Below are 18,311 nucleotides of genomic sequence, written 5' to 3'. Positions count from 1 at the left end.
CGTCAAGGCTGTAACCGCATACATGGGTCGTGAAGGATGTGCTAATTTTCCTCCTTTAACGGGAGCCCATGAACCATGTCCGAGCGTCAGCGTCGCACCAAGATCCTAGCCACCCTCGGTCCGGCCACCGATCCGCCGGGTGTACTGGAAGACCTGTTCCGCGCGGGCGTGAACGTGGTGCGGCTGAACTTCAGCCATGGCGATCCCTCCGGCCAGGCCAAGCGTGCGGCGGAAGTGCGCGCCGCCGCCGCCCGCGTCGGTGTGGAAGTGGGCATCCTCGCCGATCTGCCGGGTCCCAAGATCCGCATCGAGCGCTTTGCCGAAGGCAAGGTGTTCCTCAAGGCCGGCGACCGCTTCGACCTGGTCGCCTCGCCGACCGCGCCGGCCGGTGACACCACCCAGGTGGGCGTGAGCTACCTGGGCCTGCCGCAAGACGTGGCGCCGGGCGATGTGCTGCTGCTGGACGACGGGCTGATGCAGCTGCAGGTCGTGGAAGTGCAGGGCGACCGCATCGTCAACACCGTGCTCAACGACGGCGCGCTGTCCGACCGCAAGGGCCTGAACAAACAGGGCGGTGGCCTGTCGCTGGGTGCGCTGACCGAGCGCGACAAGGAGCTGATCGGCATCGTCGCCAAGATCGGCGTGGATTTCATCGCCGTGTCCTTCTGCCGCAATGCGCAGGACATGAACGATGCCCGCGCGATCGCCGAACAGCACGGCTGCCATGCCGCGCTGGTGTCGAAGATCGAGCGCACCGAGGCGATCGAGAACTTGGAAGAAATCGTCGACGCCAGCGATGTGGTGATGGTCGCCCGTGGCGACCTCGGCGTGGAGATCGGCGACGCCGAGCTGCCGGGCCTGCAGAAGAAGATCATCAAGGCGTCGCTGGCGCAGAACAAGGTGGTGATCACCGCCACGCAGATGCTGCAGTCGATGGTGGAAAGCCCCATCCCGACCCGCGCCGAAGTGCTGGATGTGGCCAACTCGGTCATCGACGGCACCGATGCGGTCATGCTCTCGGCGGAGACCGCCGCCGGTGCCTACCCGGTCAAGGCTGTCGAAGCGATGGCCCGCATCTGCTTGGGGGCCGAGCGCCAGTTCCAGACCGAGACCGATTTCGGTGCCTCGCCGCGCAATCTCGAGCGTGCCGACCAGGCGATCGCCATGGCCACCATGTTCCTGTCCCAGCACGTGGGGGTGCGGGCGATCGTGGCGATGACCGAATCCGGTGGCACCGCGCGTTACCTGTCACGTTTCCGTGCCTCCGCGCCGGTGTTCGCGGTCACCCGCCACGATGGTGCCCGCCGCCAGATGGCGCTGATGCGCGATGTGTTCCCCATCAACTTCGACAGCCGTGGACTGACGCCGCGAGAGGCCGCGCGCGGCAGCATCCGCCTGCTGGTCGAAGCCGGCCTGGTGGCCGAAGGCGACCGCGTGGTCTTCACCAGCGGCGAGCACATGGAAACCCATGGCGCCACCAACACCCTGCGTCTGCTGCAGGTCGGCCCGGACGGTCGCGCCAGCGGCCTCGGCGAGCTGTAAAACCGTGAGCGGGGCCGGATTGCGCTGCCATGCAGCCGCGATCCGGCCGCGTCCGGGTCTGGAACCGCTTCCAATCGACGTCCACGTCGAGGTCACAGGGTGGGCGGGCTATAATCCGGGTTTTCCCGTACCCGCCACAGGAAGTACATGAGCATCGAACAGCTGGCTGAAACCGCCCAGGCCATGGTCGCCCCGGGCAAGGGCATCATTGCGATCGACGAATCCACCGGCACCATCGCCAAGCGCTTTGCCAGCGTCGGCATCGAGAACACCGAGGAAAACCGTCGCGCCTACCGCGAACTGCTGCTGACCACGCCGAAGCTCAACGAGCATATCTCCGGCGCGATCCTCTTCGACGAAACCATCCGCCAGTCCACCAAGGACGGCGTGCCGTTCGCCAAATACATGGCCGATCACGGCATGATCCCGGGCATCAAGGTCGACAAGGGCGCCCACCCGCTGGCCGGCTGCCCCGGTGAGCTGGTCACCGAGGGCCTTGATGGCCTGCGCGAGCGCCTGCAGGAGTACTACAAGCTCGGTGCCCGCTTCGCCAAGTGGCGCGCGGTGATCAACATCGGCGAAAGCATTCCGTCGGGTACCTGCATCGAGTCCAACGCGCATGCGCTGGCCCGCTATGCGGCGCTGTGCCAGGAGTGCGGCCTGGTGCCGATGGTCGAGCCGGAAGTCATCATGGATGGCGAGCACGACATCGAAACCTGCTACGAAGTCACCGAAGCCACGCTGCGCTCGCTGTGCGACGCGCTGTACCAGCAGAACGTGCTGCTGGAAGGCACCATCCTGAAGGCCTCCATGGTCATCTCCGGCAAGGACTGCGATGAGCAGGCCGATGTCGAGGAAGTCGCCGAGTCCACCGTGATGTGCCTGAAGAGCACCGTGCCGGCGATCCTGCCGGGCGTGGTGTTCCTGTCCGGCGGCCAGACCGACGAGCAGTCCACCGCCCACCTCAATGCCATCAACCAGATCGGCAACCTGCCGTGGCCGCTGACCTTCTCCTACGGCCGTGCCATGCAGCAGGCCGCGCTGAAGTTGTGGGCCAAGGACATGAAGGGCAATTACGCCGCTGCACAGAAGACCGTGTACGAGCGCGCCAAGGAGAACGGCCACGCCGCCCTGGGCAAGTGGAACGGCTGATCGCGCCGTCCCGTTGAATCGAAGATGCCGGCTCCGCGCCGGCATTTTCATGTCTGGCCTCTGCTGCGACCTTATGTCGGTATTCGCAGGTCCGTGTTCAGCGTATCGTTGCGCTGCCCCGGCCTGGCCTGTCCGGGGACCCTGTGTAGACCAGGCCATGGAGATACAACGATGCGAAGTACAGCGATCAGCCTGGCGGCCGCCATCGCGCTGGCGATCAGTGGCGGCGCAGCTGCCCGTACCGCCAACGATGGCAAGGCGCAGACACTGGCGGTCGATGCAACGCTGGTGGGCGAGATCACCTCCGGCAGCGGCATCAACTACAACGATGGCAGCCGCCATCAGATCTACGATCTCACGCTCAAGAGCGGGCAGCTGGTGGAGCTGAGCCTCAGCGGCGCGCTGGATGGCACCCTGACCGTCGTGCGCGACGGCATGGTCGTGGCGACCAGCGGCCGCAGTGAGGACAGCAACGCCTCGCTGGCGTTCCGCGCCGACACCGCCGGCAGCTACCGCGTGGCGGTCAACGGCAGCAGTGGCAGCGCCTATGGCCCCTTCCGCCTGCAGGCCAGGGAAGTGCAGCCGTACGACGGTGCCCCGCTGCGCGGTGCAGGCAGCATCTCCGACCTGTACGCAGGCGGCACCCAGACCTATACGCTGCAGGTGGCGCAGCCCGGCATGTACCGGATCGACCTGACCTCTTCGGCCTTCGATACCGTGCTGACCCTCAACGGCAACGGGGTCAATGAAGAGGACGACGACGGCGGCAGCGGCACCAACGCGCGCATGGGCGTGATGCTGCAGCCGGGCACCTACACCCTCGGCGTCAAGGGGATCAACGACACCGACAGCGGCCAGTTCCGCCTGACCACCACGGCCGTCGAGCTGGCGGCCAATGCCATCGTCACCGATGGTGCCACGGTCCAGCCCGGCACCACGGCGCCGGTCCTGCTCAACCGCGGCAGTGGCGAGCGTCGCCTGGCGCTGGTGATGGCACGTGCCGGCCGCGTGCGTATCGAAGCGTTGTCCGACCAGGTCGACACGTTCCTGCAGCTGGACGGCCGCAATGTGGAACTGCGTGATGACGATGGCGGCAATGGCACCAACGCCCGTATCGAGACGCAGCTGGCGGCAGGCCGTTACACGCTGGTGGTTTCGAGCCTGGAAGAACGCGAAGCCATCGTCGATCTGCGGATCAGCGAAGCGGAGTAAGCGTTCCGGCGTTCATCGCGTGCGGCTTGGGCCGCACGCGATGGCGTTGCAGGGGCAGACGGCGGCCGCGATCAGAACGGGGCCGATGCCGGGTGACCGAGCGCGAACGCCGCCCCCTGTGCCCGTGCCTCGTCTTCGCCGGCGGACTGGCCGGCGGCCAGCAGCGCCTGCTGGTAGGCCTGGAATGTCGCCGTGTTGTAGGCCACCAGAATGATACGCCGCGGCTGGCTGTGGCCGCGCTGCCAGGCAACGGTTTCGGTCGCGGCGATGCGTGCGGCCTGATGCACCGGATAGCCATAGATGCCACAGCTGATGGCAGGGAACGCGATGGAGGTGAGGTCCAGCTTTTCCGCCAGCTGCAGCGATTTCCAGTAACAGTTGGCAAGCAGGGCCGCCTCGTGCCGCTGGCCGTCCTGCCAGACCGGACCGACGGTGTGGAAGATATGGCGCGCCGGCAACGCGTACGCGCCGGTCGCGACGACTTCACCGGTGGGACAGCGGACGCCCGGCCGGACTTCGGCCAGCTGCCGGCATTCGGCCAGCAGGTCCGGGCCGGCGGCACGGTGGATGGCGCCGTCCACGCCACCACCGCCCAGCAGCGATTCATTGGCCGCGTTGACGATCGCATCCACCGCCAGGGTCGTGATGTCACCCTGCCAAACCTCGATTTTCATGCGATGCGTCTCCTGCCCTGATGCGGTTCTGGCGCGCGGTCGCGCGTGCCAGTGCCACCCTGACAGGTGACGCATGCATGGTGCGTCATGACCGTCTCACGCGCTGCGAAAAAACAGGCAGATGAGGGGTCGGGAAAGATCGTCTCCGTGTGTCAGGCGAAATCAGGGAAGCCCGGCCAGCCAGTCGTCGTCGGAGCCTTCGTTCACATCGGCGAACAGCGGCGTGGAGAAGTAGCGCTCGCCGGTGTCCGGCAACATGGCCAGGATCACCGCGCCAGGCTCGGCTCGGGCGGCCACATCCAGCGCGCTGGCCAGCGTGGCGCCGGCGGAAATGCCGACGAAGATGCCTTCCTCGGCCGCCAGCCGGCGCGCGGTGGCGATCGCGCGCTCGTCGTCGACGGTCAGCAGCTCGTCCACCACGGTCCGGTTGAGCACCTCCGGCAGGAAATCCGGCGTCCAGCCCTGGATCTTGTGCGGCGTCCAGTCGTCACCCTTGAGCAGCGCCGCACCCGTGGGCTCGGTGGCCACGATGCGGGTATCGGGACGGGCGATCTTCAGCACTTCGCCAACGCCGGTGAGGGTACCGCCAGTGCCCCACCCACTGACGAAATAGTCGAGTCGGCGGCCGGCGAAATCGCGCAGGATCTCTGCGGCCGTGGTGCTGCGGTGGAACGCCGGATTGGCCGGATTGGTGAACTGGCTGGCCAGGAACCACCCGTGCTGCTCGGCCAGCTCGCGGGCGCGGCGGACCATGCCGCTGCCGCGCTCGGCCGCCGGGGTCAGGATGACCTTGGCGCCGTAAGCCCGCATCAGCTTGCGGCGTTCGATGGAGAAGGTCTCCACCATGGTCGCCACGAACTTGTAGCCGCGGGCCGCAGCGACCATGGCCAGGGCCACGCCGGTGTTGCCGGAGGTGGCCTCCACGATCGTATCGCCGGGTTTGAGCAGGCCGCGTCGTTCGGCATCAAGCACGATCGCCAGCGCGAGCCGGTCCTTCACCGAACCGCCGGGATTGAAGGCTTCCACCTTGGCGTAGAGCGTCACACCTTCCGGCGCCAACCGGTGCAGGCGGACGATCGGGGTATTGCCGATGGTGTCGAGAATGGAGTCGTACAGGGCCATGGGGCACTCCAGTGCAGGCGCGCGGGCGCGGTGGGAGGGGGAGCGGGGAACCGGAAGCGGGCCGCCGTGCTGGCTGACCGTAACGCGGCGATATAAGCGCAGGAAATCACCATATGCCGGTGATAGACAACGTTTGGTTATAAGCTGGTGACGAGCGTTGCCCTAGAGTGGGTCTCGTCTTCCCACACGCCTCATCGGACCGACATGACGCTGACCCAGCTGCGCTATCTCGTGGCCATTGCCGACGCCGAGTTGAACATCACTTTGGCGGCCACCCGCGTCCATGCCACCCAGCCCGGTCTGTCCAAACAGCTCAAGCAGCTCGAGGATGAACTGGGTTTCCTGCTGTTCGTCCGCCGCGGCCGCAGCCTGGACTCGGTGACGCCGGCCGGCGTGGAAGTCATCACGCGCGCGCGCGCGGTGCTGGCCGAAGCCAACAACATCCGTACCTATGCCGCCAACCAGCGTCGCGAGAGCCAGGGCCAGCTGGTGCTGACCACCACGCACACGCAGGCGAGGTTCGTGCTGCCCCCGGCGGTGTCGCGGATCAAGCAGGCGTATCCACAGGTCAGCGTGCATCTGCCGCAGGCGGCGGAGAGCGACGCGCTGGATCTGCTCAGCCAGGGCGATGCGGACATCGCCATCATCAGCACGGCCGGCAGCGAGCCCTCGGCCGGCATCGCGGTGCCGCTGTACCGCTGGCGCCGGCTGGTGCTGGTGCCGAAGGGCCACCCGCTGGAGCGCACCGGCCGTGCCCCCGATCTGGCCGCGCTGGCCGGCCAGCCGTTGGTGAGCTACGAGTCCTCCACCCGCAGCGGCTCCTCGCTGCAGCGTGCGTTCGCCGGTGCCGGGCTGACCCCGCAGATCGCCTTGACCGCGCTGGATGCCGACCTGATCAAGACCTATGTGCGCAGTGGACTGGGCGTGGGCCTGCTGGCGGAGATGGCGGTCAGCGCCGCCGATCACGATCTGCGTGCCTGGGTGGCACCGGAGCCGATCGCCGAGTGCGTCGCATGGGCGGTGCTGCCGCGTGACCGCGTGCTGCGCGATTACGCCCTCGAACTGGTCCATGTGCTGGCCCCGCAGATCGATCCACGCGACCTGCGCCGCGTGCTCGACGGCAACCAGGCCCCTGCCTGGCCCGCGCCGCCGACATGGGAATCGCTGACGCAGACGATCACATCCTGAATCCGTGCCATTCTGCACGTGGTGACCGGCGCCGGGGCTGTGCCTGACGACCTCGGCCTCCGTCGTGCCTGGCCCTCGCCGGCGTGAGCGCGAGTGGCAATCGGCGCATCCGTGCCGCGCGATACACAGCGACACACGGTGACATTCCGGCGCGGACCCTTGCACGGAAAGGGTTCCAGCCGCTACCTGATGCGTGGACGCGGCTGGTAAACGCTTGGCACATACGGCCTTCGCACGCGTCCCCCTACACTCGCCGGTCATGCAGAAGGCGGGAATTTTCATGTTCGGACGTATCGCAGTGGGCACGGTCGCAGGCCTTGTCCTTGTTCTCGTGGCCGGGTGCAAGGCAGAGCCGGAGGCGGCGCGCCGCCAGGGCGCCGATGTACCGGTCACCGCGCAGGTGGTCCAGGCCACTGCGTGGAGCGATACGTTGCAGGCGCTCGGCACGGCCAAGGCCCGCGAATCGGTGACGATCACCGCCAAGGTGAGCGAGATCATCGAGCAGGTGCATTTCGAAAGCGGCCAGCAGGTGCGTGCCGGGGCGCCGCTGGTGACCCTGCGTGGACAGGCGCAGCAGGCCGCGCTGACCCAGGCCCAGGCCACCTTCGCCGAAGCCGACCAGCTCTACCGCCGCCAGCGTGAACTGGCCCAGCAGCAGCTGGTCGCCAGTTCCACCCTGGATACCCAGCGCGCCATCCGCGATACAGCCGAGGCGCGGGTCGCCGAGATGCAGTCGGCCATCGGCGACCGCAGCGTGCGTGCGCCGTTCGCCGGCGTGCTTGGCATCCGCCAGATCAGCCCCGGTTCGCTGGTCACCCCGACCACCGCCATCACCACGCTCGACGATATCGAGCGCATGCACGTCGACTTCCAGGTACCCGAATCCGAGCTCGCTTCGCTGGCGACCGGCAATGAGGTGGAGGCCACCAGCGTGGCCTGGCCGGGCCGTACGTTCGAGGGCGTGGTCAGCACCATCGATGCGCGGGTCGATCCGGCCAGCCGTGCGGTGACCGTGCGCGCCGATTTCCCCAACAGCGACCATGCGCTGCGCCCGGGCATGCTGCTGGAAGTGCGCATCTTCCGCCCGACCCGGCAGGCGCTGGTGATTCCGGAGATCGCCGTGGTGCAGGTCGGGCGCGAATCCTATGTGTTCCGGCTCAAGGCCGACAGCACCGTGGAGCGTGCCGACGTGGTCACCGGTGCGCGCCGGGCTGGCGTGGTGGAGATCACGCAGGGACTGAAGGCCGGTGAGCGGATCATCGTGGACGGCACCGGCAAACTGCGTCCGGGGCTGAAGGTGGCGGCACGCGATGTGCAGCCGATCGAAGCCCCCGCGCCGGAAACCCTGCCGCCCCCGGCGACGACCCCTGACATGCCCGCCGCACCGGCCGCGCCGGCCACGCCGAGCGCCACCGCGACCCAGGGCAGCAACGGATGAAACTCTCCGACATCTCCATCCAGCGGCCGGTCTTCGCGGTGGTGATGAGCCTGCTGCTCATCGTGCTCGGCTTCATGTCATTCACCCGGCTGACGCTGCGCGAACTGCCGGCGATCGATCCGCCGGTGGTCTCGGTGTCGGTGGACTATCCGGGGGCCTCGGCGGCCGTCATCGAGAGCCGGGTCACCCAGGTGCTGGAAGATTCACTGTCGGGCATTGAAGGCATCGACATGATCAACGCGCGTAGCACCAACGGCCGTGCGCAGATCAGCCTGGAGTTCACCAGCAACCGCGATATCGAGGCCGCCGCCAACGATGTGCGCGACGCTGTCAGCGGCGTGGCCGACCGCATGCCCGATGAGGCGCGCGCGCCGGAGATCGAGAAGGCCAACAGTGATGACGAGGCCATCATCTGGTTCAACCTGTCCTCCTCGACCATGGACACGCTGGCGCTCAGCGATTACGCCGAGCGTTACGTGGTGGACCGCTTCTCCAGCCTGGACGGGGTCTCGCAGGTGCGAATCGGCGGCCGCCAGCGCTACGCCATGCGCATCTGGCTGGACCGCGACCAGCTGGCCGCGCGCGGGCTGACCACCGGGGATGTGGAGAGCGCGCTGCGCAACGAAAACGTGGAACTGCCCGCCGGCCGCATCGAGTCGGCCGACCGCGACTTCACCCTGCGCGTGGAGCGCAATTACGTGAAGCCGGCCGACTTCGCCACCATTCCGCTGGGCAAGGGCGCCGATGGCTACGTGGTACGCATGGGCGATGTGGCGCGCATCGAGCTCGATTCCGCCGAGCGCCGTGCGTACTACCGCAGCAACGGCGAGCCCGGCGTGGGCCTGGGCATCGTCAAGACCTCCACCGCCAATGCGCTGGACGTCACCCGCGCTGCACGCGCACAGGCCGATGTGATCGCCGAAACGCTGCCGCAGGGCACGCAGATCGCGGTCACCTTCGACAACACCACCTTCATCGAAGCGGCGGTGGACCGGGTCTACGCCACGCTGATCGAAGCGATGCTGCTGGTGCTGCTGGTGATCTGGCTGTTCCTGGGCAGTTTCCGCGCCGCGCTGATTCCTGCGGTGACGGTGCCGGTGTGCCTGATTGCCGCGTTCATCGCACTGTACGCCTTCGATTTCTCGATCAACCTGTTGACCCTGCTGGCGCTGGTGCTGTGCATCGGGCTGGTGGTGGACGATGCCATCGTGGTGGTGGAGAACGTCCAGCGCCGCATCGACCTGGGCGAGCCGCCGCTGGTGGCCTCCAAACGCGGCACCACGCAGGTGGCCTTCGCGGTCATCGCCACCACCGCCGTGCTGGTGGCCGTGTTCCTGCCGGTCGGTTTCCTGGAGGGCAACACCGGGCGGTTGTTCCGCGAGCTTGCGGTGGCCCTGGCCGCGGCGGTGGCACTGTCGGCCTTCGTCGCGCTGACCCTGACGCCGATGATGGCCTCCAAACTGCTCAAGCCGCATTCGGGGCAGCCCCCGCGTGGCCTGCATGGCTTCATCAACCGCAACCTGGACCGCGTGTCGCTGCGCTACGCCGGCGTGCTGGAACGCCACGTGGGCCGCACCTGGATCTACCTGCTGGTGATGGCGGCCGCGCTGGCGGCCAGCGTCCTGCTGTTCAGGACGCTGCCGTCGGAACTGGCGCCGGCCGAAGACCGCGGCTCCTTCCAGATCATGATCGACGGACCCGAAGGTGCCGGCTACGACTACACCGTCCGCCAGGTGCAGGAAGTCGAGGCGATCCTCGCGCCGCACGTCGGTCAGGACAAACCGATCACGCGCGCCAATCCCCGCGTGCCCGGTGGCTGGGGCGCCAGCGAGGAAATGCACACCGGCCGGGTGAGCGTGTTCCTGCAGCCGTGGCGGCAGCGCACCGAGTCCACGCCGGACGTGGCGGCGGAGCTGCAGAAGGAGCTGGACGCCATCACCGGCGTGCGCGTGCGCACGCAGGTGGGGGGTGGCCTGGTGCGCGGTGGCGGACAGCCGTTCCAGATCGTGCTGGGCGGGCCGGAATATGCCGAGATCGCGCAGTGGCGTGACCGCCTCATGCTGCGCATGGCCGACAACCCCGGCCTGGTCGGCGTGGATTCCGATTACAAGGAAACCCGGCCGCAGATGCGCGTGAACATCGATCGCCAGCGCGCCGCGGACCTCGGGGTTTCGGTGACCGCGATCGGCTCGGCGCTGGAAACGATGATGGGCTCGCGCCGCGTCACCACCTTCGTCGACAACGGCGAAGAATACGACGTGCTGGTGCAGGCCGGCCGCGAGGGCCGCGCCACGCCGACCGACCTGGCCGCCATCCGCGTGCGCTCCAGCAGTGGCGAGCTGGTGCCGCTGTCCAACCTGGTGACGCTCAGCGAGGTGGCCGAGGCCGGCTCGTTGAACCGCTTCAACCGCCTGCGCTCGATCACCATCAACGCCGGGCTGGCGCCCGGTTATCCGCTGGGCGAGGCGATCGCCTGGGCCGAGCAGGTCACGCGCGAGGAACTGCCGCAGTACGCGCAGGTCAACTGGAAGGGCGAATCACGCGAATACCAGAGCTCGGGCAGTGCGGTGCTGCTGACCTTCGCCATGGCGCTGCTGGTGGTGTACCTGGTGCTGGCCGCGCAGTTCGAGAGCTTCATCCATCCGCTGACCATCATGCTGACCGTGCCGCTGGGCGTGCTCGGTGCGCTGGTGGGGCTGTGGGCGAGCGGGGGCACGGTCAACCTGTTCAGCCAGATCGGCATCGTGATGCTGGTCGGGCTGGCGGCGAAGAACGGCATCCTGATCGTGGAGTTCGCCAACCAGCTGCGCGATGAGGGCCGTTCGGTGCGCGAGGCGATCATCGAATCGTCGCGGGTGCGCCTGCGCCCGATCCTGATGACCTCCATCGCCACCGTGGTCGGCGCCATCCCGCTGGTGGTGGCCGGAGGCCCGGGTTCGGCCAGCCGCAGCACCATCGGCGTGGTCATCATCTTCGGCGTCACGCTGTCCACCTTCCTGTCGCTGTTCGTGGTGCCGGCGTTCTACGCGCGCCTGGCCCCGTACACGCGCTCGCCGGACACCATCCGACGTGAGCTGGAGCAGCAGGAGAAGGACACGCCCTCGGTGGGTGGCCACGCCTGACCGGTCACGGGTCGGGCCGGGCGCCGCCTGGCCCTACCCGGATCGGCCGCTATCAGCGAGAATCGAAGCGGTTCCCCTCAGCCGACGGGACATCCATCATTCCGCCGACTGGAGAGAGACGCGTGGAAGCAACCGTACATTTCATCAACAGCATCATCTGGAGCAAGGCACTGATCGTGGTGTGCCTGGGCGCGGGCCTGTATTTCAGCGTCCGTACCCGCTTCATGCAGATCCGTGGTTTCGTGGAGATGTGCCGCCTCACGGTCAGGGGTGAGAAGTCCGATGCGGGCGTGTCGTCCTTCCAGGCGCTGGCCATGTCCATGGCCGGGCGCATGGGCATCGGCAACATCGCCGGCGTGGCCACGGCCATCGCCTTCGGCGGTCCCGGTGCGATCTTCTGGATGTGGGTGATGGGGTTCTTCGGCGCCTCCACCTCGTACGTGGAATGCACGCTGGCGCAGATCTACAAGACCAAGGACGCCGAAGGTCGCTACCGCGGCGGGCCGGCGTACTACATCGAAAAGGCGATGGGCCTGAAGTGGTATGCGATGGCCTTCGCGCTGGCCACGATCGTGGCGGCCGGCTTCCTGATGCCGGGCGTGCAGGCCAACGCCATCGCCGACAGCATCATCAACGCCTGCCGTGGCGGCGCGCTGTGCGGGCCACTGGATGGGCAGGCGCTGGGCATGGAAACGGTGCAGGCGGTCAAGCTGGGCATCGGCTCGGTGGTGGCGCTGCTGCTGGCAGTGGTGATCTTCGGTGGCGTCAAGCGCATCGCGAGCTTTGCCGAGATCGTGGTGCCGTTCATGGCGGCGGCCTTCATCCTGATGGCGATCGTGATCATGATCATCAATGCCGATCAGGTGCCGGGCATGTTCCGCATCATCTTCGAAAGCGCGTTCGGCATGCACGCCGCGTTCGGCGCGATGGTCGGCATGGCGGTGGAGTGGGGCGTCAAGCGCGGCATCTACGCCAATGAAGCCGGCCAGGGTACCGGACCGCACGCGGCGGCAGCGTCGGAAGTGTCGCATCCGGCCAAGCAGGGGTATGTGCAGGCCTTCGCCATCTATTTCGACACCATGATGGTGTGCACGGCCACGGCGTTCCTGATCCTGGCCAGCGGCACCTACAACGTGTACTCGCCGGTCCCCGGTGCCGAGCCGATCTTCCAGGGCCTGAAGGGCATCGCCGAAGGCGCAGGCTACGCGCAGGCCGGCGTGGAAGCGGTACTGCCGGGCTGGGGCGCGAACTTCGTGGCGCTGGCGATCTTCTTCTTCGCGTTCACCACGATCATGGCCTATTACTACATGGCCGAAACCAACCTCACCTACCTCAACAACAACGCCAAGCGGCCGTTGACGGTGCTGGTGCTGCGGTTGGGCATCATCGGCATGGTCGTCTTCGGCGCCTTCCACAATGCCGGACTGGCCTGGGCGCTGGGCGACATCGGGGTGGGCCTGATGGCGTGGCTGAACATCATCGCCATCCTGATCGTGCAGAAGCCGGCCATGCTCGCCCTGCGCGACTACGAGCGGCAGAAGAAGCTGGGCCTGGACCCGACCTTCGACCCGGTCGCGCTTGGCATCCGCAATGCCGATTTCTGGCAGAAGAAGCAGGAAACCCTGTAAGTGAACAATCCCTGGAACAACCGCCGTCCTTCGGCCCGTCCGCCGCGTGCCACGCCGCTGCCCCGCGAAGCGGCGGCCACGCCGCCGGCCGGACGCGGCGGCAACGATGAGCTCCGCCTGTTCGGCGTCAATGCCGTGGTGGCGGTGTTCAACGCGCGGCCGCAGGCGATCCGCAAGCTGTATCTGCTGGAGGCGCAGATCCCGCGCCTGCAGCCGCTGCTGAAGTGGTGCGTGGCCAACCGCGTGGGGTACCGCGTGGTGGAAGACGGCGATCTCAACAAGCTGGCCGGCACTACCCATCACGAAGGTATCGTGGCCGATGTCCTGCGCGCCCCGGTGCTGCCGCTGGCGCAGTGGCTGCAGCAGGTACCGGAAGGCCCGGCACTGGCCCTGTGGCTCGATGGCGTCGGCAACCCGCACAACCTCGGCGCGATCCTGCGTTCTGCGGCGCACTTCGGGGTCTCGGCCCTGCTGCTGCCCGCTGACAGCACACTGGGCATCTCCGGGGCTGCGGCACGCGTGGCCGAAGGCGGTGCCGAAGCGGTGCCGCTGGTGCGCCTGCCGGGCGATGTGGAGGCCATGGCCCAGCTGCGTGGTGCCGGCTTCGGCCTGGCGGCAACGCTGGTGGAGGAGGGCGAGAACGTCTTCAGCGCGGCGCTGCCGCAGCGGCTGGTCTATGTCATGGGCGCTGAACGCGAAGGCATGGACCGCCGGTTGGCGAGCGAGTGTGATCTCTCGGTCTCGATTCCCGGCAGCGGTGCTGTTGAAAGCCTGAATGTGGCTGCCGCGACGGCCGTGCTGCTGGCGCAGTGGGCGCGCGCGCAGAGCGGTTTTCAAGCTTAATGGATGGCCCGCGCCTCGGCGCGGGCGCACAGTGTGGCCATTCCTCCCGCAGCGCCGTGTCATGGCCCTGCGGGGGTTTGGCCGGCATGCTCGGCATGGCGACCCACCGCGTGGGATGGGTCTTGCGGCAGCCCGGTCGCTTGACGGCCGGGTTTTCTTTTTCAGGTACCCGGCGCCGTGCCACCCGGTGGTGCGACCGTTCCGCCTGGGGCGGTGGCCGCACGAGATGGAGGTCGGGTGTTCCCGAGGACAGGGGCGACCTCGCAGACAGCGTGACCGCCCGATCTATTCATTTCCGCGCTCCTGGAGTGAGTGTGCCGTCGCTGTGCCGGGGGAGGGAGGCAGGCACGGTGCCTGGATGGGAAAGGTGATGCTCGCGCAATGTGGCTGTCGCAGGTAGCCAAGCCAAGGGGGCGCGAGCCCGGGCGGGGCGATGCGTGCGTCACGCGAATGCGGAGGCCGACGGACGGCTGCGCAGCCATCCCGGAAAACGGCGTGGGGGTCGGTGTTTCAGCCAGAGGGCTTTCCTGCATTCCGACGGTGATGTAGGAACTCGCGCCATCGCGCAGGGCTGACCGCGACGCAGCCCACGTTCCATCGCACTGCTGCAGCGAACGGCCTTGGCCGCCGCCAGCGATTGCGCGCAGGCGCGCGCTGCAGGGCCGTGTGCACGGCCCACTGCGTTGTTGTGGGGTGGCAGCGTTTCGGCAAGCGGATGGCTCGCCGAGCGTGGCATCTGCGCCGTCGCGCGCTTACTCGCCCGGCGGTACGGTGGCTTTGGCCTCACTGCCGAAGCTGCCGTCCGCTTCCGCAGCGAGATAGGCGAAGACGCTGTAGGCGGCGACGTTCTGCGCCAGCGCCTTCGGATCAATCTTGTCGAGCGTGTCGTCGGCCGTGTGGTGCAGGTCGAAGTAGTCCGTTCCGTCCTGCGCCAGCCAGGCCCAGGCACCGCCCTTGGCCGCCAGCGGGCCGACGTCCGGGCCTGGGCCGCCCTTGTCGGCCTGATACTCGATGCCCAGCGGCTTGAGCACCTCGGCGATCTGCCGGGTGGCCTCACGCGAACCATCCGGGTTCGGCGAACCGGTGTTGAAGGCGTAGATGCGGCCGGCACCAAAATCGCTTTCGGCCGCCAGCTGGTGCAGCACCACGTCCTTGGCATGCGCCTGCGCATAGGCCTTGCCACCGTAGAGGCCCTGCTCTTCGTTGGCGAAGGCGATCACGCGGATGCTGCGCTTGGGCGCCTGCTTCATCTGGCCGATGAGGTGCCCGGCGGCCATGGTGATGCCGATGCCGGCACCATCGTCTACGGCGCCGGTGCCCAGGTCCCAGGAATCCAGGTGGCCACCGATGACCACGACTTCCCGGGGCAGGCTGCGGCCGGTGATCTCACCGATGACGTTGTAGGAGGTCGCGGTGCCATCCCAGCCGCAGTCGAGCGCGACGCGCACGGTGGTGTCGCCGCGCGCCACGAGGCGGGCCAACTGGTCTGCATCCGGGACCGACAACGCAGCGGAAGGAACCGGCTGCAGGCCGTCGTCGAAGCGGGTGATCCCCGTGTGCGGTACGCGGTGGGAATCGGTACCGGCCGAGCGCATCAGGAAGCCCACCGCACCCTTGCGGATCGCCTCGGAGGGGCCCTTGCTGCGGATCGCGCCGCCACGGCCGTAATCCCGGCCATCGCGGAAGGGCAGCATCTGGTAATCGACAAAGGCGATCTTTCCCTTCAGTGACCCTTCCGGCGCCGCCTGGAGCGCGGCAAGATCGGCAAACCGCACCACCGGTGCTTCCACGGTGCCACCCGGGCTGCCGCCCAGCGCGGTCACGTGCAGCGGCTGTGCGCTGCGGCCGATGACGGCGGCCTGTTCGCTGCGGCGTTCCCACTTCGGGAAGGTGACCGGCTCTTTCCACACCTTGTCGAACCCGAGCGCCTTGAACCGGGCCTCGGCCCATGCCACGGCGCGCAGGTCGGCGTCACTGCCGGCGATGCGCGGTCCGATTTCGGTGGTCAACGATTCCACCACCTTCCAGCCCGTGTCATCGGCCAGCGCCTGGTCGCGCAGTTGCGCGGCGCTGGCCAGCGACGCCGGTGGCAGGGTGGTGGGGCGCGCCTGCGGTCCCTGTGCAAAAGCGGGCACGGCGAACAGGGCGAGGGAGGCGGCGAGGGCAAGGGCGCGGCGGCGCATGGGTGACTCCGGCGGGGGCATGAAGCGCCGAGCTTAACAGTGTCACCGTTTGGCACATGGGCCCGAGGTCATGCATGGGGCCAGGCGGCAGCAGTGCGGCCGCGCAGCAACGACTGCCGGGCGGGGCGCCCGGCGCTGCGCGGCGGCCCGGTGTGCGCTCAGCGCTTCAGGTTGTCGCGGATCTCGCGCAGCAGCAGGATTTCTTCGCTCGGTCCCTTTGGCGCAGCTTCCTTTTTGCGGGAAAGACGATTGATCGCCTTGATGACAAGGAAGATCGCAAACGCAACGATGACGAACTGGATGACGGTGTTGATGAAATCACCATAGCCGATCACCACCGCAGGAATCTCGGTGCCATCGGCCGCCACGCGTGCGGGCGCCAGCGTCCAGGCAAGGTCGGAAAAGTCCACCTGCCCGATGACCCAGCCCAGCGGCGGCATGATGATCTTCTCGACCAGCGCTGTGACGATCTTGCCGAACGCTGCGCCGATCACCACGCCGACGGCGAGGTCGATGACGTTGCCGCGCGTTGCGAATTCCTTGAACTCAGTGATGAATCCCATCGAGGTCTCCTGGAGGGTTGGGGGCATTCGCGCCGCAGAGTAACGCAGCAGGCGTCATCCAGCGATGATGCCGTGCCGCTCGCCGACGTTCTCCAGCCGCGCGCTGAAGCGGTCGCCCGGCTTCAGAGCCGCCACGCCCGCAGGCGTGCCCATGAATACCAGGTCGCCGGCGCGCAGCTGCCACAGCAGGGAAAGCTCGTGGAGAATCTCGGGCACGGTCCAGATCATCTGGTCCAGAAGCGACTGCTGGCGCACTTCACCGTTGACTTCCAGTGACAGGTTCAGCGCCGACAGATCACCCACCTCGCCGGCGTGGACGACCTCGCTGATGGGCGCAGACGCATCGAAATACTTGGCCGAGTCCCACGGCGCGCCCTTCTGCTTGGCAGCCGCCTGCAGGTCGCGGCGGGTCAGGTCCAGGCCGACGGCGTAGCCGTAGACGAGGGCCTCGGCATCGGCGATGGACACCGGCCCTGCCGGTGCGTCGCGGCCGATGGCCACCACCAGCTCCACCTCATGGTGCAGGTCATCGGTGGAAGGTGGATAGGGAATCACATCGTCATGCCCGACCACGACGGCGTCGGCGGGCTTGGTGAAGAACAGCGGGCGGCCGCGCTGGGCCGGATCAGGCACGCTGGCGCCCATTTCGCGGGCGTGGTCGGCGAAGTTGCGGCCGACACAATAGATGCGGTGCACCGGAAACGTTCCACCGCCCACTACCGGAATACGGGGAAGGGGCCGGGCAGGAATTACATCAGTCATGCGCACGTCCTAGCAATCAGGTCGAGGCAGTGTAACGCCGACGCCCCCGATCGCGTCGGGGGCGGGCAGGGTCAGTGCAGGGGCAGGGCGGACTTGCGCACTACGCGGTACTCGCCTTCGACCACTGCGGTGTCATTGGCAGCGCGGCCGACGTCCTTGCGCTGCGCGAGCAGCTTCCACGCCAGGCCGGCAAGGATCATTGCGGCGCCGACAAACACGCCTACGAACACCATCACACCGAGGATCGCCAGGCCAAGCAGACCCGCCGCAACGCGCACCAGCGGATGGCGCGGCTTGCGCGGCGCGAACAGGTTGCGGAACTGGCCGAACTGGAACGTGCGGTTGTACATGGTCACTCACTTGGCTGTAACTCAGCGGTCACCAGTATCAGGGGGCGGTTTTTTCGTTGAGTGAAATAATCGTTAAAAGCGGGCGCGCTCATTTGACTTTCAAGCACTTACGTTCATCCCTCGGCCAGCCTCGCACGCACCCGTGCGACAATGGGGCCTGTTCCTTCACAAGACCCGGCAATGACCCCTCCTGCCCCACTCATCGCCCTGGCCACCATCGCCGATGGCGGTTTCGCCGAAGCCGAGGCAGCCATCGACGGCGATGTCGAATCGATCGTCATCCACCGTCAGGGCGAGCAGGTCACCGCGTTCCTCAATATCTGCCCGCATGCAGGGCGGCGACTGGACTGGTCGCCGGGGCAGTTCCTCAAGAGCCGCGAGGGTCACCTGGTCTGTGCCGCGCACGGTGCCTCTTTCGCGCTGGACAGTGGGCAGTGCATCGCCGGTCCCTGCAAGGGCGACCGCCTGCGGGCGGTGGCGGTGGCGGTGCGCGACGGCCAGGTGGTCCTCGCTTGACCCTGCCGGTGCGGTG

Annotated in this window: 15 protein-coding genes; 9 read left to right on the top strand and 6 right to left on the bottom strand. The window is 67.6% G+C overall.

The window, feature by feature from the left end; all coding sequences use genetic code 11:
- Positions 1-75: 75 nt before the first annotated feature.
- The 3 genes from pyk (at position 76) to FHY09_RS06335 (ending at position 3,906) form a co-directional block, all read left to right on the top strand.
- Positions 76-1,542 carry a pyruvate kinase gene (gene pyk / locus FHY09_RS06345; RefSeq protein ID WP_166925268.1) on the top strand — a complete coding sequence of 489 codons (1,467 nt, stop codon included), beginning with the start codon at positions 76-78 and terminating at the stop codon, positions 1,540-1,542.
- Between the two features lie 147 nt (positions 1,543-1,689).
- Entirely contained in the window at positions 1,690-2,694 is a 1,005-nt protein-coding gene (locus FHY09_RS06340) for a class I fructose-bisphosphate aldolase (protein WP_166925266.1), read from the top strand.
- Between the two features lie 171 nt (positions 2,695-2,865).
- Positions 2,866-3,906, top strand: coding sequence for an ABC transporter substrate-binding protein (locus FHY09_RS06335; protein ID WP_166925264.1), 1,041 nt, complete (start codon positions 2,866-2,868; stop codon positions 3,904-3,906).
- Positions 3,907-3,977: 71 nt separating this feature from the next.
- Here the strand turns inward: FHY09_RS06335 and FHY09_RS06330 are convergent, their stop codons facing one another.
- Both FHY09_RS06330 and cysK read right to left on the bottom strand, forming a co-directional pair.
- Positions 3,978-4,580: an O-acetyl-ADP-ribose deacetylase gene (locus tag FHY09_RS06330; protein ID WP_166925261.1), complete on the bottom strand. Its 603-nt coding sequence runs from the start codon at positions 4,578-4,580 to the stop codon at positions 3,978-3,980.
- A gap of 162 nt (positions 4,581-4,742) precedes the next feature.
- Positions 4,743-5,702: a cysteine synthase A gene (gene cysK, locus FHY09_RS06325; RefSeq protein WP_166925259.1), complete on the bottom strand. Its 960-nt coding sequence runs from the start codon at positions 5,700-5,702 to the stop codon at positions 4,743-4,745.
- Positions 5,703-5,906: 204 nt separating this feature from the next.
- On the opposite strand from cysK, the gene FHY09_RS06320 reads away from it, so the two are divergent.
- From FHY09_RS06320 to FHY09_RS06300, 5 genes are all read left to right on the top strand, one after another.
- On the top strand, positions 5,907-6,890 hold the full coding sequence (locus tag FHY09_RS06320; protein ID WP_166925257.1) for a LysR family transcriptional regulator: 984 nt from the start codon (positions 5,907-5,909) through the stop codon (positions 6,888-6,890).
- A 280-nt stretch (positions 6,891-7,170) separates the two neighbouring features.
- Entirely contained in the window at positions 7,171-8,328 is a 1,158-nt protein-coding gene (locus tag FHY09_RS06315) for an efflux RND transporter periplasmic adaptor subunit (RefSeq protein ID WP_166925255.1), read from the top strand.
- Positions 8,325-11,450, top strand: a complete 3,126-nt coding sequence (locus tag FHY09_RS06310) for an efflux RND transporter permease subunit (RefSeq protein WP_166925253.1) — start codon at positions 8,325-8,327, stop codon at positions 11,448-11,450. Before FHY09_RS06315 ends, FHY09_RS06310 begins: the two co-directional genes overlap by 4 nt.
- Before the next feature lie 122 nt (positions 11,451-11,572).
- Complete coding sequence (locus FHY09_RS06305; RefSeq protein ID WP_166925251.1) at positions 11,573-13,078, top strand: alanine/glycine:cation symporter family protein; 1,506 nt, start codon at positions 11,573-11,575, stop codon at positions 13,076-13,078.
- A complete protein-coding gene (locus tag FHY09_RS06300; RefSeq protein WP_166925249.1) occupies positions 13,079-13,921 on the top strand; it encodes a TrmH family RNA methyltransferase in 843 nt (280 codons plus the stop codon).
- A gap of 752 nt (positions 13,922-14,673) precedes the next feature.
- Here FHY09_RS06300 and FHY09_RS06295 read toward each other — a convergent pair.
- From FHY09_RS06295 to FHY09_RS06280, 4 genes are all read right to left on the bottom strand, one after another.
- Entirely contained in the window at positions 14,674-16,104 is a 1,431-nt protein-coding gene (locus FHY09_RS06295; RefSeq protein ID WP_166925247.1) for a M28 family peptidase, read from the bottom strand.
- 158 nt (positions 16,105-16,262) lie between these two features.
- Positions 16,263-16,667, bottom strand: coding sequence for a large-conductance mechanosensitive channel protein MscL (gene mscL / locus FHY09_RS06290; RefSeq protein WP_166925245.1), 405 nt, complete (start codon positions 16,665-16,667; stop codon positions 16,263-16,265).
- A gap of 54 nt (positions 16,668-16,721) precedes the next feature.
- Positions 16,722-17,429 (bottom strand): fumarylacetoacetate hydrolase family protein, encoded by a 708-nt coding sequence (locus tag FHY09_RS06285; RefSeq protein ID WP_166925243.1) that lies wholly within the window; start codon positions 17,427-17,429, stop codon positions 16,722-16,724.
- A 71-nt stretch (positions 17,430-17,500) separates the two neighbouring features.
- On the bottom strand, positions 17,501-17,779 hold the full coding sequence (locus FHY09_RS06280; protein WP_166925241.1) for a hypothetical protein: 279 nt from the start codon (positions 17,777-17,779) through the stop codon (positions 17,501-17,503).
- Between the two features lie 180 nt (positions 17,780-17,959).
- On the opposite strand from FHY09_RS06280, the gene FHY09_RS06275 reads away from it, so the two are divergent.
- A complete protein-coding gene (locus FHY09_RS06275) occupies positions 17,960-18,295 on the top strand; it encodes a Rieske (2Fe-2S) protein (RefSeq protein ID WP_166925239.1) in 336 nt (111 codons plus the stop codon).
- Positions 18,296-18,311: the final 16 nt, after the last annotated feature.

The organism is Xanthomonas sp. 60 (genome assembly GCF_011761925.1).
Note: the sequence above shows the minus strand (reverse complement) of the source record. Positions and strands in the feature narration are given on the sequence as shown.